Origin of the sequence: Paraburkholderia sp. SIMBA_030, assembly GCF_046535245.1 — a bacterium.
Lineage (GTDB): Bacteria > Pseudomonadota > Gammaproteobacteria > Burkholderiales > Burkholderiaceae > Paraburkholderia.
On the sequence record NZ_JAWRXB010000002.1, the window covers coordinates 423881 to 448197 of the forward strand.

Sequence of the window (24317 nt, forward strand, 5' to 3'; positions counted from 1 at the left end):
GAAACACCTGATGATCCGTGGGCTGACGGGCGCGAACCGCGTTGTTGCAGCGCGGTCGATTGACGCAGTGGGCACTTCAAACAGCGAGAATGAGCGCAAGCGCGTAATCAGGGAAACTTGATATCCATCAAGGCTTTAGCGTCTCACAATTCAGATTCGGCACAAAACAACGCGGTTTTTTGACGCACGTCGCGCCGCAGCAAAAAGTTTCGCCATCCCCTACCCTTGCGTCATCTGCCCAGCGCAGTGCGCATCGACAACGGTCGACGCGCGTAGTCCGCCCACCGGCGCCACGCACTTCACGCTTATGAACTCCGCACTCACGGCATTCGATCTCGCCCGCATTCAGTTTGCGTTCACCGTCTCGTTTCATATCGTTTTTCCGGCGCTGAGCATCGGCCTCGCCAGCTTCATCGCCGTGCTCGAATGGCGCTGGCTCAAAACCGGCAAGGCGTACTACAAAGATCTTTGCCTGTTCTGGTCGAAGATCTTCGCAGTCGCCTTCGGCATGGGCGTCGTCTCCGGCGTCGTGATGAGCTATCAGTTCGGCACCAACTGGTCGGGCTTCTCCAGTTTTGCCGGTCCTGTCACGGGGCCGCTTCTGATGTACGAGGTGATGACCGCGTTCTTTCTGGAGGCGGGTTTCCTCGGCATCATGCTGTTCGGCTGGCAGCGCGTGAGTCCGCGCGCTCACTTCGGCGCAACGCTGATGGTGGCGATCGGCACGCTGATCTCGACCTTCTGGATCCTCGCCTCGAATAGCTGGATGCAGACGCCGCAAGGCTTCGAAGTCGTGAACGGCCAGGTCGTGCCGCTCGACTGGTTCAAGATCGTCTTCAATCCGTCGTTCCCGTACCGGCTGGCGCATATGGCGCTGGCGGCGTTTATCGTCGCGGGGTTGGTGGTGTCGGCGGTGGGCGCCTGGCATCTGTTGCGCGGACGGCGCGATCCGGCAGTCAGGAAGATGTTCTCGATGGCGCTCTGGCTGCTGCTGATCCTCACGCCGGTCCAGGCGTTCGTCGGCGATCAGCACGGTTTGAACACGCGCAAGTATCAGCCCGCCAAGATCGCCGCGATCGAAGGTCTGTGGGAAACCGAGAAAGGCGGCACCGCGCTGAACCTGTTCGGCATTCCGGACATGCAGGCGGAAACGACGCGCTATGCGGTGTCGATCCCGCACCTCGGCAGCCTGATCCTCACGCATAGCTGGGACGGCGAGATTCGCGGCCTGAAGGAATTCCCGCCGCAAGACCGGCCGAACTCGACCGTGGTGTTCTGGAGCTTCCGCATCATGGCCGGGCTCGGCGTGCTGATGATTCTGATGTCGGTCACCGCGTGGGCGCTGCGCCGTGGCGACCGTCTCTTCGAGGCGAAGTGGTTCCAGCGGCTCGCCGTGATGATGGGCCCGACCGGTTTCATCACGCTGCTGGCCGGATGGGTCACCACGGAGGCCGGCCGTCAGCCGTGGGTAGTGTACGGCGTGATGCGCACCTCGCAGGCCGTGTCGCCGCTCACCACGCAACAGGTCGGCATTTCGTTGATGGCGTTCGTGATCGTCTACTTCCTGGTGTTCGGCACCGGCATCTACTACATGCTCAAGCTGATGCGCTCGGGTCCGGCGCTGCCGGGGCAAACGCCGCACGGCGTGCCGCAACACTCGCCGGATCACACCGCGCGCCGCCCGCTGTCCGCCGCCGATCAGCTGATCGATGCCGCCTGAGCGTAACGGCTTCCCCACTTGCTTCACTACCTGCTGACGAGATAGAAAATGGATGTAACCGTAGTGTGGGCCGCGATCATCGCACTGGGCCTGTTCATGTATGTGGTGCTCGACGGCTTCGATCTGGGCATCGGCATCGTGTTTCCGTTCTTCCCTGACGAAAAGGAACGCGACCTGATGATGAACACCGTCGCGCCGGTGTGGGACGGCAACGAAACCTGGCTGGTGCTCGGCGGCGCGGGCCTGTTCGCGGTGTTTCCGGTCGTGTATTCGACCGTGCTGTCCGCGCTCTATCTGCCGCTGATCTTCATGCTCGCGTGCCTGATCTTTCGCGGCGTGTCGTTCGAGCTTCGCGCCAAGGCCAATCGCACGAAGCATATGTGGGATCTGGCGTTCATCGGCGGCTCGGCGGGTGCGACGTTCTTTCAGGGCATCGTGCTGGGCGCATTCCTGCAAGGCATTCCGGTGGTCGACGGCGCCTATGCCGGCGACGCCTTCGGCTGGCTCACGCCGTTCAGTCTGCTGACGGGGCTGGGTCTGATCGTCACCTATGCGCTGCTCGGCTGCTGCTGGCTGGTCGCGAAGACCGAAGGCGATCTGCAACGCCGCCTGCATCGGGTGGTGTGGCCGCTGACGATCGTGCTGCTCGGGTTCATCGCGATAGTCAGCCTGTGGACGCCGTTGCAAGATCCGAACATCGCGCAACGCTGGTTCGGCGACGGGCTGTTCTACCGCCTGCTGCCGGTGCCGTTCCTCGTGGCGATCTGCGCTTTCTTCATGCATCGTGCGGTGCGCGAGCGGCATCACAACACGCCGTTCGTGCTGGCATTGGTGCTGGTGCTGCTCGGCTACCTCGGGCTGCTGGTGAGCCTGTGGCCGTATGCGATTCCGTCGAGCATGACGCTCTGGCAAGCGGCCGCGCCGCGCTCTAGCCAGATGTTCACGCTGGTCGGCGCAGCGGTGATTCTGCCGATCATCATCGGCTATACGACGATGGGTTATTGGGTATTTCGCGGCAAGGTGCGTCATGGCGACCAACATCATTATCACTAAGCATGCGGGCGGCCGTGCCGCTCGCCAGTCCGCCCGCAAGCTGCCGGGCTGGTTGTGGTTCATCGCGCTGTGGTGCTTCGGCGTGGCCTCGGCGATGTCGCTCGGTTTCGCGTTCAAGCTTCTGATGAATGCGACGCTTTTTGCGGTCAAATAGAGACTTGCCCGGCGTGATTTCATCCGCCGCGCATAACCTTCGGAATCCTGCATGGACGGCTTAAAAAACGGGGCATGCGGCTCGTCTACGTAACAAGCCGGAACCTATGCGCGGGAGACCTGCCTGAGCTGAAACGATCGGCTTATGATCGCGGGGTAGCTAGCGATGATGGGGTTCACAGGGAGTAGCCTCCGCCGTCAAGGGGGCTCGCAGTAAAGAAAGCGCCACACGTCGCGGCATGATGCAACCCGCGGCGGACTGACGGACGGAGGTGCGACGGGGTCGCACCATCCGCTCCGGCATCGGCACGAACCTAGCCACAAGCTGAGCGGCTCAATAGAAGTACAACGAGCAGCACAAAGGCGGTAGTCCACAACGCGCAGGCCCGACTCGCGGAGACATCATGAAGTTTCTAGTGGCCGACGACCATGAACTGATCCGGCAAGGCGTCAAGGGGCTGCTGCGCGGACTCGATCCCGACGCCCAATTCGACGAAGCCGACAGCTGGGAAACGCTTGCTGCCGCCGCGCGGCCCGACGCCGATCACGATCTCGCGATCGTCGATCTGCATATGCCGGGGATGAGCGGTGCTTCATCGCTGGAAGTACTGCTGAAGGCGAACCCCGCGTTGCCGGTGGTCGTGCTCTCCGCCGAAGAATCGCCTGACGAAATGCGCGCGGTGCTCGCCGCCGGCGCGCTCGGCTTCGTGCCGAAGCGGCAGCCCGCCAGCGTCATGCTCAAGGCGATCGAGCTGGTGCTGTCAGGCGGTGCGTATGTGCCGATGGAAGCGCTCAGCCTGCTGGGCTCGCGCGAGGCACAAGCCGCGCTTCCGCTTGCCGAAGTGCCTGCTGAGGTGTCCGCTCCGGCGTCCGGCCAGGCCGGCGCCTCACTGACCGAACCCATCGTGCAAATCCAGGCGTTGCAGCCGCACCAGCAGCATTTGCTGGAGAACCTGTCGCCGCGGCAGCAGGACATCATGCGGCTCGTCCATCGCGGCTGGACCAACAAGATGATTGCGCGTGAGCTGGGGGTCGCCGAAGGCACGGTCAAGGTGCATTTGTCGGTGATCTTCCGGGCGCTGGGCGTGCACAACCGCTCGACGGCGATCGCCGTGATCAACGGCTGGCTGGAAGCCGGGAAAACCCTGTAGCGGCACCTGTCGCAGTAGGCGGCGTACGCGCCGCCTACTGTTGCGACTCGCTCTGGGACTGGCTCTGCGTCTGGCTTTCCGCTTCGCTCCTCGTTTCGCTCTGCGATCTCTGCGGTTCGCCGGCGCGCCGCTCGACGGTGGCCGCCGCCCGCCCTTTATCCAGTTCGGCCTGTTGCCACAGCATTTCCAGCGTGCGCCGCAAGCGCGCCGGCGTGACCGGCTTGTGCAGCACCGGAATTCCCTGCAAGGCCAGCGCCGCGAGTTCCGCCGACGCCATATCGCCGGTAATCAGCAGCGTCACCACGCCCTCGTGACCACCCCGCGCAAGCACGTTGCGCACGGCAGTCAGCGCCTGCGCGCCGGTCCGATGGTTCGCCAACTGGTAATCGCATAACACGGCATCCGGCACGAAGCCGTCGCCAAGCGCCCTGAGCGCGTCGGCTTCGTCGCGTGCGCCGCGCACGCTGCAACCCCAGCGCGCCAGCAAACTGGCGAGGCCTTCGAGAATCGACGGGTCGTCGTCGATGCACAGCACGCGCCGCCCTTGCGCCGATGGACCGCCCGCCACCGCTTCGTTCAGGCTCGCGACAATCCCGCCGGCCTCGCCCTCCCGCACCGGAAAGCGGAACACCGAGCCACGGCCCGGCGCCGAGCGCACCTGCAATTCGCCGCCGAGCAAACCGATCAGCCGCTTCACCGTCGGCAATCCCAGGCCGTGCCCCTGGCGCGCGTCGCGCTGCGGATTGGCGACCTGATAGAACTCCTCGAAAATGCGCTGATGTTCTTCGGGCGGGATGCCGACACCAGAATCGCGCACCTCGATATAGCCGCCCGAAGACTGTCCTGCCCGGCGAAGGCCCATCCAGATCGCGCCTTCCTCGGTATAGCGCACCGCATTCGAGAGCAGATTGCTCAGCACGCGTTCGAGCAGCACCGGATCGTCGTGCACCACCATCGTGGTCGGCGCGATCCGCAGCGCCAGCCCTTTGGCCGCCGCCTGTGGCCGATACTGGCTGCCGACCCGCTCGAACAGTTCGGAGAGCCGGAAATGCAAACGGATTACCTGAGTCACGCCGCTTTCGAGCCGGGCCAGATCGAGCACCTGATTGAACAACTGGTTCAGCGCCTCGACGTTGTAGACGATGTGCTCGGCGGTCTTCGCATGCTGCGCGGGCGTCGCCGCCGCATCGTTGAGCGACGCCGCCAGCAGGCCGATCGCGTGCAGCGGCTGGCGCAGATCGTGGCTCGCGGCGGCAAAAAAGCGCGTTTTGGCGAGACTGGCTTCTTCGGCGACACGCTTTTGCGCGGCCAGCGACTCCGCCAGATATTGCTGATCCACCCGTGCGTGCACGACGCGCTGGAACAGCTTGCGATAACTCAACGCATAGACGTTGATCGCACAGAAGAAAAACGCGAGGACGATCGCGAGGATCGTGCGGTCGAACGTATGCGAGCCGAAATGCAGCACGATCGACGGCAGCAGCAGGAACGCAATCGCGGTCGAAAAATTCAGCAGATCGAAGCCGTTCGACATGAACACGCCCGCCGCCAACGTGACCAGCATCACGGTATGCAGCAGCGGCAAATCGGTTTGCGGGCTCTGGAACGCGAACCAGATCGCGAGGCCCGGCGCGCTGTACAGCAGCATGCCGCGCAACGCGTGCAGGTAGATCCATGTGCGCGGCGTCACCAGATTCGGGTAGCGGCGATTGCAGATCCACAGCCCGAGGCCGGCACAATTGGCTGCGGCGTAGAACCCGAAGCACGCGACGAACAGCTGTGGCGACGGTATGTTCGGCCAGTAGATCGCCACCAGCACGGCGATCGAAAACCAGTGCGAAAAGAATGCGATCGGGTCCTGGGCGTACAGCACCCGCACCAGGTCTTCGTCGATCGCATGCTGCATAGGGTCGGCCCGCATCGTGTGGTCTCCTTTGTCGACCGGAGTTAGCGCTTTAGCGCTTACTCCGGTCCCATGCAAAGCGGTCGACCGGAGTTGGCGCTTTAGCGCTTACTCCGGTCCCATGCAAGATGGTTGCTGTCGGGCACGGCAATCGAGATGGTTTACCCGGCAGTTTACCCATCAGCTACCACTTAATCCATATAGGCGAAGCCGTCGCCGCAAACCATACTGGTTTCACATTCCAGCGCGGTTTCAAATCTTCAACGATCCCATCCCCGCCTGCAGTTCAGGCTCACCGCGCTCCTTGCCTTACCCCTTACGGAGGTTTTCATGGGCGCAGTTGCCAGCCACGAGTTCGTCCGCCAATTCGACGACGCGATCCTTCCCGACCTGTGGCGCCGGCGTACCCGGCTGTCCGCCGATGAAATGGTGTCGATGGTCGAGCTGGTCAAGCAGGCGCTGCGGACCTATCACCCGCTCGAATTGCAGGCGCTCGGCGAAGACAAGGAAGAGCTGGTTGCGCAGTTCATCTACTCGAAGGTGCTGCGTCTCGCGCCCGGCCACACGGAAACCCATGCCTGCGCCGACAGTGCGCCGTCCAACGGCTACGCACTGTGCGCGTACTTTCGCCGCTATCTGATCGATTGCCTGCGCAGCGCGGGCCACCAGCGCAACATATCGATGGAAAACGAAGGCATGGTGCAGGAAATCGATCTGCACGCGCATGCGCTGGAAGACCCGGTCGAAAGCGTGTTGTTGCAGTATGGCCTCGACGAACAGCGCGTACGGTGCGCGGCGCGCGCCTTTATCGAAAGCCTCGACGAACCGGAGCGCATCGTGCTGGCCGGCAGCCTCGGCTGGTGCTCGGAGGGTAAAGGCGGTCTGTCGGCAGTCGCGGCTCAGCATCGTGTGCCTTCCTATCACTATCGGGCCGTCAAACTCGGCGTCACCATGAAAAAGACGGCCAACGCGGCCGATTTTTCCAACACCAAGATCGGCCGCTGGCTCACCGACGTGCTCGGCATCGAGATCGACCTCGACAATCGCGCGGCGATTCTGCTCGTGTTGAACCTGCTCGCAGCCGAATCGAGCGACAGCGAATTGAATGAAGTGGCCGCCTAACTACACCTGAACAAACGGCTCCGTCTGGCCGCCGGCTCTCCGAAGCACAGCAGACGCAGCCCATCTGGCCTGCGCGCCACGTACGATGCGCCTTTTTTTGTCGTTGCGCACCGCCTACGATAAAAAACCAACGGCCGCGCACCGTCTTCCTTCCGAACGCCGGGCTCCCCTACCCGGCTCCAACTCCTGACGAGGTGGTCGTGATGAACCGCTTATCGAGCGCCATGACGGCGCTGCAGCCGCATTACGAAGTCGTGGTCGTGGGTTCGGGATATGGCGGCGCGATTGCCGCCAGCCGCATGGCGCGCGCCGGGCGTCAGGTGTGCGTGCTGGAGCGCGGGCGGGAATTCATGGCCGGCGAATTTCCGCGCACGCCGCTCGAAGGCGCCACGCAGGTGCAATACAACACCAGCCTCGCGCAGATCGGCTCGCCGCTCGCGCTGCTCGAAGTGCACGTGAATTCGGAGGTGAATGCGGTGGTTGGCTGCGGGCTGGGCGGCACCTCGCTGATCAACGCGAATGTCGCGCTCGAAGCCGATCCGCGCCTCTGGGACGATCCGCGCTGGCCGGCCGCGCTGCGTGACGACAAGGCGGGGCGCGACACCGGCTACAAGCTTGCCCGCGAGATGCTGCAACCGTCGCCGGTGCCCGACGACTATCCGCCGCTGCCGAAACTGCGGGCGCTCGAACAATCGGCGCAAGCGCTCGGTATGCAGGACCGCTTCTACCGGCCGCCGATCACCGTTACATTCAAGACCGGCAAGAACGCGGCGGGCGTCGATCAGAATCGCTGCGTCGGCTGCGGCGATTGCAATTCCGGCTGCAACTACGACGCGAAGAATTCGACCCACATGAACTATCTGCCCGATGCCGTCGCGCACGGCGCGCAGATTTTCACGGGCGCCGCGGTGCATTCGGTGGTGCGCGACAAAGACACGCAGAAATGGCTCGTGAACTATCAATTGGTCAGCCTCGGCCGCGAAAGCTATGGCGCGCCCGACCTGTTCGTCAGCGCCGATATCGTGATCGTGGCGGCCGGCACCATTGGCTCCACCGCGCTCCTGTTGCGCTCCAGCAAGGCCGGGCTGCCGGTGTCGAAGCAACTCGGCGAACACTTCACCGGCAATGGCGACGTACTCGCCTTCGCGTACAACACCGACCAGGTGATCAACGGCGTCGGCTGGGGCGCGCACACCGCGGGCGAGATTCCGCCAGTCGGGCCGACCATCACCGGCATCATCGACCATCGCAACACGCAAGACGTAAAGGACGGCTTCGTGATCGAAGAAGGCTCGCTCGCCGGACCGATCGGCGTGGCGATGATCGGCGTGCTCGGCGGCGCCGCGCCGCTCGAAGGCGTGGACATTCCCGCGCCGCGGCCGGCGGACGAACCGCTCGGCGCGCCCGCGCGCGCGATCGAGAGTTTGCTGCGCGGGCCGTACCACGGCGCGCTCAACCACACGCAAACTTACCTGGTGATGGCGCATGACGACGAGAGCGGCCAGATTCGCGTGGATGAAAAAGGCAGTCCGCGCATCCATTGGCCGAACGCCGGCAAGCAGCCGATCTTCGAAACGGTCGAAAAGACCCTCATCGACTCGACAGCACCGCTCGGCGGCGAATTCCTGCGTAATCCGATTTCCGCCGATATGGCCGGCAACCGCGTCGTCACCGTGCATCCGCTCGGCGGTTGCGGGATGGGCGAAGACGCGGAGCACGGCGTGGTCGACCACGCGGGCCGCGTGTTCAGCGGCGACGCAGGCGACGCGGTGCACGAAGGCCTCTATGTGATGGACGGCGCGGTGATGCCGATGTCGCTCGGCGTCAATCCGCTGCTGACGATCTCCGCGCTTGCCGAGCGCAATTGCGCGTTGCTCGCGGCGTCGCACGACTGGCACATCGACTATGAGTCCAAGGGGGACGCCGCCCCGCCGCCGCCCAGCAAAATCGGCTTGCGTTTCACCGAAACGATGGTCGGCACGTATACGCCGACGGTCGCGGGCGGCGCCGTTGCCACGAGCCCGATCCAGTTCACGTTGACCGTCGAATCGGACGATCTGGCCGACATGCTGAACAATCCGCAACACGAGGCGCGCACGGCCGGCACGCTGACCTGCCCCGCGCTTTCCGCGCAACCCATGACGATCGCCGACGGCGCATTCAACCTTTTTGTCGTCGATCAACCGGACGTGGATCAGCGTGACATGAACTATCGCATGACGCTCAATTCCACCGAAGGCAAGACGTACTACCTGAGCGGGCGAAAGATCATCACGCGCACGTCGCCGATCAATCTGTGGGAACAGACCAACACGTTATACGCCGAGATTCGCGAGTCGGCGCAAGCCGATACGCCATTGCTCGGCAAAGCGACGCTGATCATCACGCCGGAGAACTTCCTCAAACAGCAGCGCACCCTGGAAGTCACCAACGCACCTGACCTGAAGACGCGCCTCGAATGGACCTTGAAGTTCGGCAAGTTTTTCGCCGGCGTGCTGTTCACCGAATACGGCGGCGTGGCCGCGCCCCTGCAGTTTTTCGACCCGAAGATGTCGCCGCGTTCGAAGCGGGCATTGCGTGCGCCGGCGCCGCAAGTCTTCTTTTTCGACACTCCCGACAAGACGCAACTGCGGCTCACACGCTACGTCGACAGCGCCAACAAAGCGGCGCGTCCGTTGCTGCTGATCCACGGCTCGGGTGTCTCGAGCCGGATCTATTCCACCGATCTGATCGCGACCAACCTGGTGGAATATCTCTGCGCGGCCGGCTACGACGTGTGGCTCGTCGATCTGCGCGTCAGCATCGAAATGCCGAGCGTGCTGGTGCCGACCAACGTGGACAAGGTCGCTCGCGAGGATATTCCGGCCGCCGTCGCGAAAATACGCGAGTTGACCGGCGCGCCGAAAATTCAGGTGCTGGGCCACTGCATGGGTGGGCTGGCATTGAGCATGTCGTTGCTGTACGGCCTCGAGGGCGTGCGCTCGGCGGTCATCTCGCAAGTATCGGCGCATCCGGTGCCGGGCACGCTGGAACGCATCAAGTGCGGCCTGCATATACCGGGCATCATGGAGCATCTCGGCATACTCGATCTGACCGCGTACACGCAGCACGAGAAGTGGCCCCACAACCTGCTCGATGAAGCGTTGAAGTTCTACCCGCTCAATCATAAACAGGGCTGCGGCAACCCCATCTGTCACCGTGCGACCTTCCTTTACGGCTTGCTCTACGAACACGAACAGTTGAGCGAGACGCTTCATTCGAATCTGCAGGAACTGCTCGGCGTGCATGACGTCGAGGTGTTCAAGCATCTGGCCGCCATGGTGCGAGCGGGCAAGGTTGTCGACGCCGCCGGGAACGACGTCTACCTGGCGGGAATGAACGGCATGAAGGGGCTCGAGGGCATGCGCCTGCCGATCGGTTTCATCCATGGCGATAAAAACGAAACCTATTTGCCGAAAAGCACCCAGATGACCTATGACATGCTGGTCGAGCGTTTCCCCGAGCAGCCGTATGAGCGGCATGTGATTCCCGGCTATGGGCACATCGACTGCATATTCGGCAAGAACGCGGCAGTGGATGTTTATCCGGTGATTGGGAGGTATCTGGATGCGCATTGAGCGAGGCGCACATGAGGATTGCCGAGGGTTGCTTTAAAGTCGCACCGCCTGTAGAACGACACTCTTTTACATTGAGTTCGTATGTCCGCATAAAATCCGCCTGACCGATTGACGACATGGGACCAACGACACAAATGATGAACATGCGGAAGATGACCTTCGGCGAATGCGCCGGCAAATCCTGGCTGAGTACGTGGCAAGTCGTGGCAAAAATGCCCTTTGTCTTGCTGAGTTTCATGGCAGCCCTCGCCTGCACTTTTGCCTTTCCCGACATGCTCGCCGCCGTGGCGACGCCGCCTGAAGCGCCGTCCGCCGCGGCCATGCACGCCGCCCCAGGATCGAGCCTGATGAACCTCGCACGCGTCTTCATCACGGCGTTGCTGTCCGTGAAGATTCATCGCATGGTGCTGCTCGGCGAGGGCGTTGCGCCGTTGTTTCCCGCGCAATTCCGGGTGGTACCGCGTTATGTTGGACTCTATGCGTTGATCGGCATTGCGACGCTGGTACTCGCCATCATCGTCATGCTTGCAGGCAAGGCCGTGTTCGAGCTGCCGATTGCAATCCTGCTTGCGTTCGCTGCCGGCATGTTCGTGATGACGCGACTCAGTCTTTTGTTTCCGGCCCTGGCGCTCGGCAGTCGCTTCGCGCTCAAGGCTGCCTGGCGCGATAGTCGCACGCATTTCTGGCAAATCGCCGGCATGCTGTTCGTCGTGACAGCGCCGCTGATGGTAGTCGGGATCGCTGCCGCGCTGGCCTTGAAACCGCTGCTGGAGGGACGACATCCGGTACAGCAACTCATGGTGATAGCAGCAGGCCAGTCGCTCCTCAGCACGCTGTTTTCGATACTCAGTGCCGCAGCGCTATCCTGGCTCTATGTTCGTTTCGCTCGCGAACTGCCAACCCTCGTCGCCGCGCAGCCCACGTTTGAACCGGCGCGCTGAGCCAGGCCGCGCACGCCCCGCTCAGAACAGCTTGCCCGGATTCAGGATGCCGTGCGGGTCCAGCGCATGTTTGATCGCGGCCATGGCGGCCAGCTCGGCAGGCGAACGCGAGATCGGCAAGAACTCACGCTTGAGCAAACCGATCCCGTGTTCCGCCGACACCGAACCGTTGAGCGGCCCGAGCATCTCGTAGACGAACGCATAGACCGCGTGATGATCGACGCCGGGTATCGAATGGCCGTCGACAGTGACATGCAGATTCGAATCGCCGATATGGCCGAAGAAATACGATTCGTTGCCCGGCCAGCGCTGATCGAGCGCCGCGCGGCAACGGTCGACGAAGGCGCCGATCTCACCGATCGGCAAGCTCACATCGAAGTTGATCGCCTCCAGCCGCACCGGAAACTCCGCGGTGCATTCGCGAATCGCCCATAACGCCCGTGCATCGGCGACCGATTGTGCGATCACGGCGTCGCGGATCGTCTGCGCATCGAGCGCTTCGGTCAGCGCGGCGGAAAAGCGTTCGCCGTCGTCGGCGGCGTCGAAGCTCGCGTGTTCGATCAGTGCATAAAGCGGGTGTGCGTCCACGAAAGGCGAGCGCGTGCCCGTCAGCTTCACGCCGAAATCGTAGAAATCCGGCCACATGATCTCGAACGCGCCGATGTCGTTGCCAAAGCGCGTCGACAAACGGCGCAGCAGGTTCACCGCGGCATCGTAACTGTCGAGCGCGACCAGCGCCGTGTGCCGCGCCGCGCGGGGCGGATGCAGCCGCAACACCGCGCGCGTGATCACGCCAAGCGTGCCTTCCGAACCGATGAACCAGTGTTTCAGGTCGTAGCCGGTGTTGTTCTTGACCATCTTGCCCAGCGACGTCAGCACGTCGCCGTTCGCCAGCACGACTTCGAGCCCGAGCACCTGATCGCGCGCGGTACCCGACTGGATCACGCGATTGCCGCCCGCGTTGGTGGCCAGATTGCCGCCGATCTGACACGAGCCGCGCGCGCCCAGATCGAGCGCGAGTTCGAAGCCCGCCTCGGCGGCGGCTTCCTGCGCGGTTTGCAAGGTCGTGCCGGCGCGCACCGTCAGCGTGGCCGACGCGGCATCGATTTCTTCGATACCGCATAAACGTTCGAGCGACAGCGCGATATCGGTGGCGCGTGCGATCGCGCCACCGGCCAGGCCGGTCATGCCGCCCTGCGGCACTACGGGTTGATGCGCTGCGTGGCAGATGGCCAGCGCACGCGAGACTTCTTCCGTGCTGCGCGGCAGGAGCAGCGCCGCGGGGCGTGCCGGATCGTGGCGCGTCCAGTCGGTCATCGCGCGTTCGCCGATCTGCTCGCCGACGCGCACCGCGTTCTCACCTAGCGCGGCGCGCAATGCGTCGAGCGTCGCGCCAAGCGGTGCCGGGTTTTGATCTGTCATGCAGTGGTTCCCTGTGCTGCCTTCTTCCGGTAGCCCATCGAATCGTTGATGCGCCCGAGGATGTAGTCGCCCGCGGCGACCGGTTGATACTTGAGGTCGGCGTCGCTCGTACCGAGTTCGCGCGGATCGACCGTCGCGCCGTAAGTCGGATCATAGAACGTCGCGATCGAATAGCGCTCGCGCCCCGATGCATTGATCACGCGATGCAGCGTCGAGCGGAACCGGTCGTTGGTCCAGCGCGCCAGCAGATCGCCGACGTTCACCACGAAGCTGCCTTCGATCGGCGGCGCCTCGACCCACGTATCGTTGGCGATTTCGCGCACTTGCAAGCCGCCCACCTGATCCTGCCACAACAACGTGATGCAGCCGTAGTCGGTATGCGGCGCGACGCCGAACTGATCGGCGTCCGATTGGGGCGGCTGCGGCGGATAGTAGACCATCTGCGTGCGCTGCATCCGCTTGGTGTAGCGCGGCGCGAAGAAATGCTCGTCGACACCAAGGCTCACCGCCACCGCCCGCAGCAGATCGGCACCGCATGCCGCCACCGCTTCGTAATAACCATAGAGCACGGGACGCAATTCAGGCATAAAGTCCGGCCAGTTGTTCGGCCCCCGCAGCGCCTCGCCGGCGAGCACGTCGGGATCGTCCTCCGGCAACTCCAGCCCGATGCTGAAGAACTCCTTGTAGTCGGGACGTTTCGCCTGATACATGGTCGCGTCGCCGAGCGCGTTGAAACCGCGATGCCTTTGATTCACCGCCGCACGCCGCTTGGTCTCCACCGGAAAGGCGAAGAACCTGCGCGCCGCCTGCTCGGCCGCATCGATCGAAGCTTGCGGCACGCCGTGATTGACGATGTAGAAAAAACCGATCGTCGTGCACGCTTCGCGGATTTCACGGGCCACGCGCAGCAAAGCTTGCGGATCGCCGGCGCGAACGCGGGCGAGATCGATGATCGGAATACGGGTCACGGGCATCGCTTAGCTCCCTGAAAGTCCCTGAAGGGCCAGCCTAATCAACTGATGAAAGAGGCCCGCCGGTCATGCTGGATAAACTCGTCATAGCAGCGCACGCATCTCGCATCCCAGTTGTATATACCGCCAAAAGCACGCCCGCAAGTGACGTCACAACGCTTCACGTAAGGGCTTTTCTCTACTCGCTTGTTTATTTATTTCGCAGGAAAACTGCGGTATATACTGCATCGCATGACTCGCGCCGAGTCCATCTTACGAGCCGCTCGCGTGCGACACCGCTTTGCCAACCGGAGAATCCCATGAGCATCCTTGCAGGCTGGAAGTGTCGTTTGGTCATGCTGGCGTTGTGCGCGGCAAGCGTCGGTGCCCACGCTGAAGACCAGCTCGCCAAAGTGAAGAAAGCAGGCGAACTGGTGGTCGGCACCGAGATGCAATTCGCGCCCTTCGACTTCCTCGAAAACGGCCAGCAAGCGGGCTTCAACAAGGATCTGTTCGCCGAGGTCGGCAAGGAGATGGGCGTCAAGGTGCGCTTCATCGACTTGCCGTGGCCGAGCGTGCTGCCGGGTCTGGAAGCGGGCAAGTTCGATATGGTCGGCGGCCCGCTGACGGTGACCAAGGCGCGCATGGAGCGCTACACGTACACGCTGCCGATCGCGGACGCCACCGACGCACTGCTCAAGCGCGCGAACGATACGTCGGTCAAGCAATCGTCGGACATCGCCGGCAAGACGGTCGGCGCGGGCAAAGGCTCGGCGCAACTCGACCAGTTGAAGAGCTACGTCGCCACCTTGCCGAAGCCGCCTGAAATCCGCGAATACGTCGACAACAATCAGGCCTATGCCGATCTGGCCGCCGGCCGCATTGCGGCAGTCGCGAACTCGATGACCAACATCGCCTATGTCGCCAAGCAGCGCCCGGAAACTTTCGCGGTCGTGCAGCCGCCGTTCGGCGCGAAGGTGTACTTCGCCTACTGCCTGCGTAAAGACGCGGACAGCAAGCCGCTTGCCGATGCCTTCAACGCCGCGCTCGTGAAAATGCACAACGACGGGCGTCTCGCGACCTTGCAGAAGAAATGGTTCGGCGTGGCGATGGATGCACCGACCACGATGCCCACGCCGAACTATTGACAGCCTGATGTCCTGATGCACGCGATTTGATGCACGCGATGCGGGTGTTTTGACGAGCCGCATCGCCCTCCCCGTTCTAGCGAGTGCGACGCTTATGTTCAGCACAACCGTCTTCGCCCAGGGCTTGCCGCTGCTGTTGCACGCGGCGCTCGCCACCATCGGCATTTCGCTGACGGGCCTCGTGATCGGCTTCTTCGTCGCGGTCGGCGTGTGCGCGGCGCGGCTTTCCGTGAACCGCGCGGCGCGCATGTTCGGCGGCGCCTATGTGTTCTTCTTTCGCGGCGTGCCGATGCTGGTGCAACTGCTGCTGGTGTATTACCTGCTGCCGTTCGCCGGGATCAATGTGTCGCCGGTGGTCGCGGCGATCAGCGCCGTGTCGCTATGTTCCGCTTCATACATCGCCGAGATTCTGCGCGGTGGTTTTCTCAGCATCCCGCCGGGTCATCTCGAAGCCGCTCGCATGCTCGGGCTTTCGTCGTTCGATATGCTGCGGCGGATTCTGGTGCCGCAAGCATTTCGTTTGACGCTGCCGTCGCTCGTCAATGAAATGGTGCTGCTGATCAAGGCTTCGTCGTTGATCTCGGTGGTGGGCGTGGCCGAATTGACGCGCACCGCGCAGAACATCGCGGCCAGTACGTATCGACCGCTCGAAGCGTACCTTGCTGCGGGGCTGATTTACTTCGTGATCTGCGGTGCGCTCGCGCTCATTGCGCATGCCGCCGAATATCGTTTGCAGCACGCCTGAGCCTAAGCCGGACGTTGACACCCAGCCATGCAAAAGCTCGACCCCACCGTCATCACGCACAATCTTCAACCGATCGCCGCCGGTCTCGCGACGACGCTCGGCACGTGGACCGCGGGCGTCGCGATCGGCATTCTGATCGGCTTTCTGATCGCCGTGCTGCAACTCTTTTGCGGACGCTGGGTGCGCGGCGCGCTACGCTTTTACATCGAAGTATTTCGCGGCACGCCGTTTCTGGTGCAACTGTTTTTGCTGTACTACGGCGGCCCTTCTATCGGTCTCACGCTCGAACCGATGACGGCCGGCGTGCTTGGCCTCGGCCTGTACGGCAGCGCATATTTCGCCGAAGCATTCCGCTCGGGTTTCCAATCGGTGCCGCCGGGACATCTGGAAGCGGCGTCCTGCCTCGGACTCACGCGCTGGCAAGCCGTGCTGCGTATTCAGATGCCGCAAATGCTGGTGCTGATCGTGCCGGCGCTGACCAATCTGATCATCGTGCTGAGCAAGGAAACCGCGGTGCTGTCGATCGTCACCGTGCCCGAGCTCACGTTCGTGCTGACCGGCATCGGCTCGGCGACCTTCGCTTTCGTCGAAACGCTGCTGGCGCTGTGCGTGTGCTATCTGGCGCTGGTCGAGCTTACGTCGCGCGCCGGCATGTGGGCCGAAGCCCGCATCGCGCGCTTCATGGCATGAACGGAATCTGGACCACCCTATGAACGTCATCGCCGACATGCCCTCCTCCGCATCCACCGCTGCCGTCGATACGCCCTCCGGCGCGCCGCTGATCGAAGTGCGCGACTTGCGCAAACGCTTTGGCGAAGTCGAAGTGCTGCGCGGCGTGGATCTCGAGATCGCCCGTTCCGAAGTGGTCTGCATTATCGGACCGTCGGGTTCGGGCAAGAGTACGCTGCTGCGCTGCCTCGCCGCGCTCGAAACCTATGACCAGGGCGACGTGCGCATCGAAGGCGAACTGCTCGGCTATAGCGAGCGCAACGGCAAACGCATGCGGGCGTCGCAAGGCGAAATCAATCGCGTGCGGCGCAACGTCGGCATGGTGTTTCAGCAGTTCAATCTATGGCCGCACATGACGGCGCTCGGCAACGTGATGGAAGCGCTGCTGCGCGTGCGTCATCTATCGCGCGACGAAGCGCGCCGCCGCGCCAACGCGATGCTGGAAACGGTCGGCCTCGCGCACAAGGGCGATGCGTATCCTTCGAAACTCTCGGGTGGCCAGCAGCAGCGCGTCGCGATTGCCCGCGCGCTGGCGATGGAGCCGCACATCATGCTGTTCGACGAGCCGACCTCGGCGCTCGACCCCGAGCTGGTCGGCGAAGTGCTGCAAGTGATGAAGCAACTCGCGCGCGACGGCATGACGATGGCGGTGGTCACGCACGAAATGGGTTTTGCCGCGCAAGTCGCCGACAAGGTCATGTTCATCGACCAGGGACGCATCGCCGTCCAGGGCAAGCCGCGCGAAGTCTTTCACGATGCCGGGCAGCCGCGTTTGCGGCAGTTCCTGCAAAACTACTTCGACCGCAACGCCTTCTGGGCACGCGGTCCCGACGAGGCGGAGCCGGTATGAGCGCGCGCGTGCCGGCCGCACGCTACGAGCAGGTCAAAAGCCATATCCGCCGGATCATCGAATCGGGCGCGCGGCAAGCGGGCGACCGTCTGCCTTCCGAGCTCGCCCTGGTCGCGACGCTAGGCGTGTCGCGCATGACGGTCAACCGTGCGCTGCGCGAGCTCGCCGACGAAGGCCTCGTCACACGCGTATCCGGCGTCGGCACGTTCGTCGCCCAAACCAAGCCGCAATCGACGCTGCTGATGATCGCCCATATCGGCGACGAGATCCGCTCGCGCGGCCACGAATACAGCTACGACACCGTGCTGGCGCAACGCGAAACCGCGCCGGTGACGGTGTCGAACGCGTTAGGCCTCGCGCCGGGTGCTTCCGTATTTCATGTGATCTGCGTGCATCGCGAGAACGGCTTGCCGGTGCAGCTGGAAGACCGCTACGTCAATCCGGCGATCGCGCCGGATTTTCTGCAGCAGGATTTCGCGGCGATCCGGCCGTCGGAGTATCTGTACGATATCGTGCCGGCGCATGACGTCGAGCATGTCGTCGATGCGGGATTGCCGACACGCGCCGAAGCCGAGTTGCTGGAAATTCGCGCCGAGGAGCCGTGCCTTACGCTCATGCGCCGCACCTGGACAAGCGGCGTCGCGGTGACGTTCGCACGTTTCGTGCATCCGGGCTCGCGGTATCGGCTGGGTTGCCGTTTCTCGCCGGATATGTCGCAGCGGCAAGGCTAGCGGCGCGAACGCCGCGCGCGTCGGTTAAACGTTCCCCGCCAGATGAAAACGCGACGCCGGATGCCACAACTGCACCGAGGTCGCGACCGCGTCACCCACCCACGTACGGCGCCATAGCTGCAAGCACGGCTCGCCGATCTCCATCATCAGATGCCGGCGCACATACGCGTCGGGCTTCTGCGCATAGATGCGAAACTCCGCGCGCTGGATCGGCGCGAGCCGCACCATGTAGTGATTCGGCGTCTCGACGGTGAAGTCCTGGTGCAGATAGTCTGGGAAGACCTTTGGATTCACATAGCGATCCTCGTACTGGATCGGCTCGCCCTCTTCACTGTGCACGATGCACGAGTGAAACGCCGGGCCCTCGGCGAGACCGAGCGAGTCGAGCGCCTGCGGATCGTCGCTGGTTTCGAGCGTCAGCACGCGCGCCGAGTGGCGATGGCCGCGCGCGGCGATTTCGTCGGCGATGTTGCGGATTTCCAGCACCGTCGATTCGTAGTGTTGCGGCGCGACGAAGGTGCCGGATCCCTGCACGCGCGTCAGCACACGTTCGGTGGTGAGCTCGCGCAACGCGCGCGACACTGTCATGCGCGCAACGCCGAATTCCTTGACCAGTTCCGTTTCGGACGGGATCAGCCCGCCCGGCTTCCAGTCCCCTTCGCTGATGCGCTTGAGCACGTAGCGCTTGATCTGCTCATAGGCGGGCATGGCCCTGGCTGGGGCCGCCTGGCTGCGGCCCGGGTGGTCTTGAATGTCTGCGGTTTGCGCGTTTGTACTGTTGTTCACGTCTACCTCGTGGGTGGTACGCAACACGCCGGTTCACCGGCTGGTCAGCCCGCTCACCGGCACGGTCTCCATCAGGCTGTGTGAGCCGCCGGTTGGCCGTCGTTGGCCGCCATGGCTGAGCCAGATGGGGTGCCGGCCACGCTTGCTAATCCGGCAAGGCCCGGGCCGCCCGTTGCGGCCGTGACGGTGGCAGGCGCAGGCCGCATCTTACCCGGGTTCGGCAGCGGTGGCGGCGCACCGTCGGCGATCATGCGAAACGCGATGGCCATATCGTCGGCGAGCGGCCGGTCGTCGCGATAGGTCGGCACGACGCGGCGCACGCATTGCCAGAGCGAGTCGGTGTATGGCGCGCGCGGCGCGTCGATGGTTTGCAGGTCGTAGGCCCGCGCCGTGGCCAGCAATTCGATTGCGACGATGCGCCCGGCGTTGTCGACGATCTCCAGCGCTTTGAGCGCGGCGGGCGTCGCGTGGCACAAGTGGTCTTCCTGCAAGGCGGACGTGATGCCGCCGTCGAGGCTCGCGGGCATCGCCAGACGCCGGTTCTGCGCGACCAGCGAAGCCGCCGTGTACTGCGCGATCATGAAGCCGGAGCAGGTGCCGCCCGGCTCGGCGAGAAACGCCGGCAAGCCGCTGACCAGTGGATTGACCAGACGATCCAGACGCCGCTCGGCCATCGCGGCGACCTGTGCGATCGCGGTGGCAAGGCTGTCCATCGCGAGTGCAATCGACGCGCCCACCGCATGCGCCTGCGAATAGACGCGCGGCTCATCCGGCGTGCCGGCGACGATCGGGTTATCGGTAATCGATGCGAGTTCGCGGTTGAGCACCTCGGCGGTCGCGGTCAGCACGTCGCGCGCGGCGCCGTGCACGTGCGGAATGGTCCGCAAGCTCAACGGGTCTTGCGTGCGCTGGCCGGCCACTGCGGCGAGAATGCCGCTGTCGGCGAGCGCCATGCGCATCCGTTCGCCGACCAGGTTCAGGCCGGGCGAGATGCGCAATGCCAGCGAATCGGCATCGAACGCGGCGAGCTGGCCTCGCAGATTTTCGAAGCTCATCGCGGCGACCACGTCGCTCCAGTCGAGCAGACGCTCGGCGCGCGCCAAGGCCAACGCCGCGAGACCTGTCACGCACGGCGTGCCGTTGACGAGGCTCAGGCCTTCCTTCGCTTCGAGCACCAGCGGTTCGAGGCCGAGCATCTGCAATGCGTCGCGCCCTTTGAGCCGTTCGCCGCGATAGCGCACATAACCCTCGCCGATGCATACCAGCGCAATATGCGCCATATGGCTCAGATAACCGACCGAGCCGAACGCCGGCACTTCGGGCAGGCAATCGGCGTTGAGCAGCGCGACGAGCCGGTCGGCGACTTCGAGGCGAATGCCCGAATGTCCGTGTGCATAATTGTTGACGGCCGCCGCCATGATCGCGCGCGTCTCGGCAACGCCGAGCGGCGCGCCTACGCCCACCGCGTGGCTCATCAGAATGTTACGCGACAGCGTGCGCTGTTCGGCCGGCGACACGATCACGTCGCACAACGCGCCGACGCCGGTATTCACGCCATACGCGCGAATCCCGCGCACGACGATCTGTTCGACAAGCACACGCGCCGCCGCGATGCGCGCGCGGGCGTCGGCGGAAAGCTCGAGCGGCTCGCCGGCGGCAACGGCCGCAACCTGGCGCCAGTCGAGGGGAAGATCGGAACGGATTACGGCCATGAGATTGCCCGTCACGTGGAGAATTAGTTAGTAGTGCGGTCGTGGTGGCTCGACACGAATTGCCTGAAGCGCTCGGACTTGCATTCGACAAACACTTCGTCCGGCGTACCGTCGGCTTCCACCTGGCCTTGATGCAGGAACAACACGCGATTCGACACGTGGCGCGCGAAGCCCATTTCGTGCGTGACGACCAGCATCGTGCGGCCTTCTTCGGCGAGCGAGCGCATCACGCGCAATACTTCGCCGACCAGTTCCGGATCGAGTGCTGAAGTTGGCTCGTCGAACAGCATGACCTTCGGGTGCATCGCCAGTGCGCGCGCGATCGCCACACGCTGCTGCTGGCCGCCCGACAGATGCGCCGGATAGTGGCCGCGCTTTTCCGCGAGGCCGACTTTCGCGAGCAGCGTTTCGGCCTCTTCGACCGATTCGGCGCGGCTGCGCTTTTGCACGCGCATCGGTCCTTCGATCAGGTTCTCCAGCACGGTCATATGCGACCACAGGTTGAAGTTCTGAAACACCATGCCGAGTTGCGAGCGCACCCGGTCCACCTGGCGGCGGTCGCTCGGTTGCAGCTTGCCGTCGCCGCGGCGCTTCATTTTCAGTTCTTCGCCGGCCAGCGCGACCGAGCCGTCGTCGGGCGTTTCGAGCAGATTCAGGCAGCGCAGAAAAGTGCTCTTGCCCGAGCCGCTCGCGCCGAGAATCGAGATCACGTCGCCTTGATGAGCGTCGAGCGAAATGCCTTTGAGCACGTGATGGTCGCCGAACGACTTATGAATGTTCTTGACCGACAGTGCGACGGGTGCCGTAGCGTTCATGGGAATCTCCACAGGATTAGCGGCCGTTCAGGGCGCGGCGCGGCGTGCTTCGGTGGTGGTGGAAACCGGGCGGCTCGACGCGGCTTGCGCGGGCGCCGCGCGCAGATGGCGGGACAGACGCGTTTCGAGCATGCCGAGCAGGCGCACGATGACGAAATTCAGGAACAGATAGATCAGCGCGGCGCAGATGAACACTTCAGTCGTGCGATACGTTTGCTGAATGATCTGCTGCGCGACGCCGGTCACTTCCCACACGGTGACCAGACTCGCGAGCGCGGTCGATTTGACGAGCAGCACGGCCTCGGTCGAATACGCGGGCAAACACTGGCGCAACGCAATCGGACCGATCACGCGACGCAGCAGGGCGAAACCCGACAGGCCGATCGAATAGCCCGCCTCAATCTGACCGACCGGCACGGCCATCAAACCACCGCGGATAATCTCGGCGGTATATCCCGCGGTACACAGCGCCAAAGATAAAACCGCACACATGTACGGCTCGCGCAATACCGGCCACAGGAAGCTCTCGCGAATCACGCCGAACTGGCCCATCCCGTAGTACACGAGGAACATCTGGATCAGGAGCGGTGAGCCACGGAACACGAGGATGTAAGCGCGCGCAAAACGATTCGGCAGCCAATGCGGCGACACGCGCATCGTGACGATCACAAGCGAGAGCAAGCCGCCGAGAATCAACGAACAGAAGAACAGCCCAAGTGTGGTCGGCACGGCCGCAATCAGTTGCCGCAGCGTGTCGAGCAGGAAATCGAAGTCGAAATTCATGATGTCCGCTCCTCGTCAGTTGCGCGCGAAGTTGCGCTTGAAGGACCGGCCCACGTGTGCTTCAGCGCGGTTGAAGACCCGGTTCGAGATGCTGGTCATCAGCAGATACAGCGCGCCGCCCACCACGAAGAACGTAAAGTATTGGTGCGTGGAACCCGCCGCGACCTGGCTTGCACGCAGCAGTTCGGCCAGACCGGTGACGGAGATCAGCGCCGAGTCTTTCAGGCTCAATTGCCACACATTGCCGATGCCGGGCAACGCGAAGCGCAGCACCTGCGGAATCAGGATGCGGCGCGCCATCGTCATGGTGGGCATGCCGATCGAACGGGCCGCCTCGAGTTCGCCGCGCGAAACGGCCAACACGGCGGCGCGATACACCTCGGCCTGATACGCACCGGAAATCATGCCGACCGCGAGCGCGCCGATCACGAACGGCGGCACGCCGACGAAACCCTCCGCGCCGAACCATTGGCCGACGGTGGTCACGAGCGTCGAGCCGCCGAAATAGAACAGATAGATGACGAGCAGTTCAGGCACGCCACGAAACACCGTGGTGTACACATCGCCGATGACGCGCAGCGTACGAAAGCGCGACAGCTTGGCCGCCGCGACGAACGCGCCGAATACGGCGCCGACAGCAAGCGCCGCGAGCGTCAGCGCGACCGTCATCAATGCTGCCAGCAACAACACGCCGCCCCAGCCTTCCGGGCCGAAGCCGAGCATCTCTATCAGAGCCATTCCCTACCCCTCATCCATTACGACGGATACGACGGATCGCACCGGCCGGCAGGCGCAGCGTGACGCCGCGCCTGCCGCTACAGCTATACGCGACGACGCATCAAGGCGTGACGTCGGTCTTGAACCACTTTTCGGAGAGTTTCTTGACCGTGCCATCGGCGAGCGCGGCGCTGATCGCCGTGTCGAACTTCGCTTTCAGATCGGCGTCCTGCTTGCGGAACGCGAGACCTTCGCCCGGACCCCAGATCGGGCCGCCGATCTTCGGGCCCGCCATCGCGATCGATGCGGTTTCTTTCTTGTCGATGGCCGCGGCATAGTAGGTCACGTCGTCGAACGAGGCGTCGATGCGGCCGTTGGCCAGATCCAGATCGCGCTCGGGCGAAGTCTTGTAGACGCGGATCGTGGCGACGTCCTTGAAGCCGTCGTTGATGAACTTGGTGTAGACCGTGCCCGACTGGATGCCGATGGTCTTGCCCTTCAGCTGCTTGCGCAACGCGTCGACGGTCGGTTGATCGGTTTTCGGATCGCCCGACAGCTTGACGACCGCGGCGGTCGGCGCGGCCTTCGGCAACACTTTCGCGTCAGTCACGGCGAAGGTCGCGGGCGTGGCGGCGTACGGCTTCGAGAACGCGATGATCTTTTCGCGCTCGGGCGTGATCGAGATCGCATCCATCAGGACGTCGAACTTGCCTGCTTGCAGACCGGGGATCATGCCGTCCCAGTCCTGGGCAACGAGGTTGCACTGCAACTTGATGCGGGCACACAGGTTGGCGACCAGCTCAGGCTCGAAGCCGCCCAGCTTGCCGCCCGGCAAGGTCAGGTTCCACGGCGCGTACCCGCCTTCCAGCGCGATCGTCACCGTCTTCCATTCTTTCGCCTGCACCGGTGCCGCGAAAATGGTCGCGGCGCCGAGAACGGCGCCCATCAATGCTTTTGCTAACGTCGTGCGCTTGAACTTCACGTCGAAACTCCTTTGATTGAGGAAACCGTTGAGGCGGATTTTTTAACTGCGCTTAATTTGTATAGACAAGTCTGCATGAATCAAAAAATCATCGCAAGAGGATTTGCGGGAAATTGCCCGAATCATCGGGTAAGCCCCTAGCCTCCCCGTCTTACAAGGCTCTTAAGGAAGTGTTGAAGGGATGAAGGCCGTGCGCTGATCGCGGCTTCATGCGCCAGCGTTGTGCATTTTGTCTAGACAGGTTGGTGCAAAGCGATCGAATGCGCTTCGCGATGGCGCATCCGCGC

At 63.4% G+C, this 24317-nt stretch carries 21 protein-coding genes; 12 read left to right on the top strand and 9 right to left on the bottom strand.

Annotation, left to right across the window (positions count from 1 at the left end; all coding sequences use genetic code 11):
- The first annotated feature begins 307 nt into the window (after nt 1-307).
- The 4 genes from SB772_RS05120 to SB772_RS05135 all read left to right on the top strand — a co-directional run bounded on the left by SB772_RS05120 (nt 308) and on the right by SB772_RS05135 (nt 4077).
- On the top strand, nt 308-1720 hold the full coding sequence (locus SB772_RS05120; protein ID WP_410832189.1) for a cytochrome ubiquinol oxidase subunit I: 1413 nt from the start codon (nt 308-310) through the stop codon (nt 1718-1720).
- Nucleotides 1721-1768: 48 nt separating this feature from the next.
- On the top strand, nt 1769-2773 hold the full coding sequence (gene cydB / locus SB772_RS05125; RefSeq protein WP_410832190.1) for a cytochrome d ubiquinol oxidase subunit II: 1005 nt from the start codon (nt 1769-1771) through the stop codon (nt 2771-2773).
- The gene (locus SB772_RS05130) at nt 2748-2927 is read left to right on the top strand and encodes a hypothetical protein (RefSeq protein ID WP_410832191.1); all 180 of its coding nucleotides are present in this window, start codon (nt 2748-2750) and stop codon (nt 2925-2927) included. Before cydB ends, SB772_RS05130 begins: the two co-directional genes overlap by 26 nt.
- A 403-nt stretch (nt 2928-3330) precedes the next feature.
- Complete coding sequence (locus tag SB772_RS05135) at nt 3331-4077, top strand: response regulator transcription factor (RefSeq protein WP_410832192.1); 747 nt, start codon at nt 3331-3333, stop codon at nt 4075-4077.
- Between the two features lie 34 nt (nt 4078-4111).
- Here the strand turns inward: SB772_RS05135 and SB772_RS05140 are convergent, their stop codons facing one another.
- Nucleotides 4112-5998, bottom strand: a complete 1887-nt coding sequence (locus SB772_RS05140) for a hybrid sensor histidine kinase/response regulator (protein WP_410832193.1) — start codon at nt 5996-5998, stop codon at nt 4112-4114.
- Between the two features lie 312 nt (nt 5999-6310).
- Here SB772_RS05140 and SB772_RS05145 point away from each other — a divergent pair, with 312 nt between their 5' ends.
- The 3 genes from SB772_RS05145 to SB772_RS05155 all read left to right on the top strand — a co-directional run bounded on the left by SB772_RS05145 (nt 6311) and on the right by SB772_RS05155 (nt 11660).
- Nucleotides 6311-7102 carry a hypothetical protein gene (locus SB772_RS05145; RefSeq protein WP_410832194.1) on the top strand — a complete coding sequence of 264 codons (792 nt, stop codon included), beginning with the start codon at nt 6311-6313 and terminating at the stop codon, nt 7100-7102.
- A 203-nt stretch (nt 7103-7305) separates the two neighbouring features.
- Nucleotides 7306-10719, top strand: a complete 3414-nt coding sequence (locus tag SB772_RS05150) for an alpha/beta fold hydrolase (protein ID WP_410832195.1) — start codon at nt 7306-7308, stop codon at nt 10717-10719.
- A gap of 143 nt (nt 10720-10862) precedes the next feature.
- Nucleotides 10863-11660: a hypothetical protein gene (locus tag SB772_RS05155; protein WP_410832196.1), complete on the top strand. Its 798-nt coding sequence runs from the start codon at nt 10863-10865 to the stop codon at nt 11658-11660.
- A 21-nt stretch (nt 11661-11681) separates the two neighbouring features.
- Here the strand turns inward: SB772_RS05155 and SB772_RS05160 are convergent, their stop codons facing one another.
- Nucleotides 11682-13082 (bottom strand): FAD-binding oxidoreductase, encoded by a 1401-nt coding sequence (locus SB772_RS05160; RefSeq protein WP_410832197.1) that lies wholly within the window; start codon nt 13080-13082, stop codon nt 11682-11684.
- Nucleotides 13079-14056: an isopenicillin N synthase family dioxygenase gene (locus tag SB772_RS05165; RefSeq protein ID WP_410832198.1), complete on the bottom strand. Its 978-nt coding sequence runs from the start codon at nt 14054-14056 to the stop codon at nt 13079-13081. Before SB772_RS05165 ends, SB772_RS05160 begins: the two co-directional genes overlap by 4 nt.
- 296 nt (nt 14057-14352) lie before the next feature.
- Between SB772_RS05165 and SB772_RS05170 the strand changes: the two genes are divergently transcribed.
- The 5 genes from SB772_RS05170 to hutC (SB772_RS05190) all read left to right on the top strand — a co-directional run bounded on the left by SB772_RS05170 (nt 14353) and on the right by hutC (SB772_RS05190) (nt 18235).
- Nucleotides 14353-15180 carry a transporter substrate-binding domain-containing protein gene (locus SB772_RS05170; protein ID WP_410832199.1) on the top strand — a complete coding sequence of 276 codons (828 nt, stop codon included), beginning with the start codon at nt 14353-14355 and terminating at the stop codon, nt 15178-15180.
- A 94-nt stretch (nt 15181-15274) separates the two neighbouring features.
- A complete protein-coding gene (locus SB772_RS05175) occupies nt 15275-15925 on the top strand; it encodes an amino acid ABC transporter permease (RefSeq protein WP_410832200.1) in 651 nt (216 codons plus the stop codon).
- Nucleotides 15926-15952: 27 nt separating this feature from the next.
- Nucleotides 15953-16615: an amino acid ABC transporter permease gene (locus tag SB772_RS05180; protein WP_410832201.1), complete on the top strand. Its 663-nt coding sequence runs from the start codon at nt 15953-15955 to the stop codon at nt 16613-16615.
- Between the two features lie 19 nt (nt 16616-16634).
- Nucleotides 16635-17504, top strand: coding sequence for an amino acid ABC transporter ATP-binding protein (locus tag SB772_RS05185; RefSeq protein ID WP_410832202.1), 870 nt, complete (start codon nt 16635-16637; stop codon nt 17502-17504).
- Nucleotides 17501-18235, top strand: a complete 735-nt coding sequence (hutC, locus tag SB772_RS05190) for a histidine utilization repressor (protein ID WP_410832203.1) — start codon at nt 17501-17503, stop codon at nt 18233-18235. The genes SB772_RS05185 and hutC (SB772_RS05190) overlap by 4 nt, the downstream gene beginning before the upstream one ends.
- 24 nt (nt 18236-18259) lie before the next feature.
- Here hutC (SB772_RS05190) and hutC (SB772_RS05195) read toward each other — a convergent pair whose 3' ends face one another.
- From hutC (SB772_RS05195) to SB772_RS05220, 6 genes are all read right to left on the bottom strand, one after another.
- Nucleotides 18260-18943, bottom strand: coding sequence for a histidine utilization repressor (gene hutC / locus SB772_RS05195; protein ID WP_410832257.1), 684 nt, complete (start codon nt 18941-18943; stop codon nt 18260-18262).
- Nucleotides 18944-19092: 149 nt separating this feature from the next.
- Complete coding sequence (gene hutH / locus SB772_RS05200; protein ID WP_410832204.1) at nt 19093-20733, bottom strand: HAL/PAL/TAL family ammonia-lyase; 1641 nt, start codon at nt 20731-20733, stop codon at nt 19093-19095.
- Between the two features lie 23 nt (nt 20734-20756).
- The gene (locus tag SB772_RS05205; protein ID WP_410832205.1) at nt 20757-21548 is read right to left on the bottom strand and encodes an ABC transporter ATP-binding protein; all 792 of its coding nucleotides are present in this window, start codon (nt 21546-21548) and stop codon (nt 20757-20759) included.
- 27 nt (nt 21549-21575) lie between these two features.
- Nucleotides 21576-22331, bottom strand: coding sequence for an ABC transporter permease (locus SB772_RS05210; protein ID WP_410832206.1), 756 nt, complete (start codon nt 22329-22331; stop codon nt 21576-21578).
- 15 nt (nt 22332-22346) lie between these two features.
- Nucleotides 22347-23069, bottom strand: a complete 723-nt coding sequence (locus SB772_RS05215) for an ABC transporter permease (protein WP_410832207.1) — start codon at nt 23067-23069, stop codon at nt 22347-22349.
- 100 nt (nt 23070-23169) lie between these two features.
- On the bottom strand, nt 23170-23994 hold the full coding sequence (locus SB772_RS05220) for a transporter substrate-binding domain-containing protein (RefSeq protein WP_410832258.1): 825 nt from the start codon (nt 23992-23994) through the stop codon (nt 23170-23172).
- Between the last annotated feature and the right edge of the window lie 323 nt (nt 23995-24317).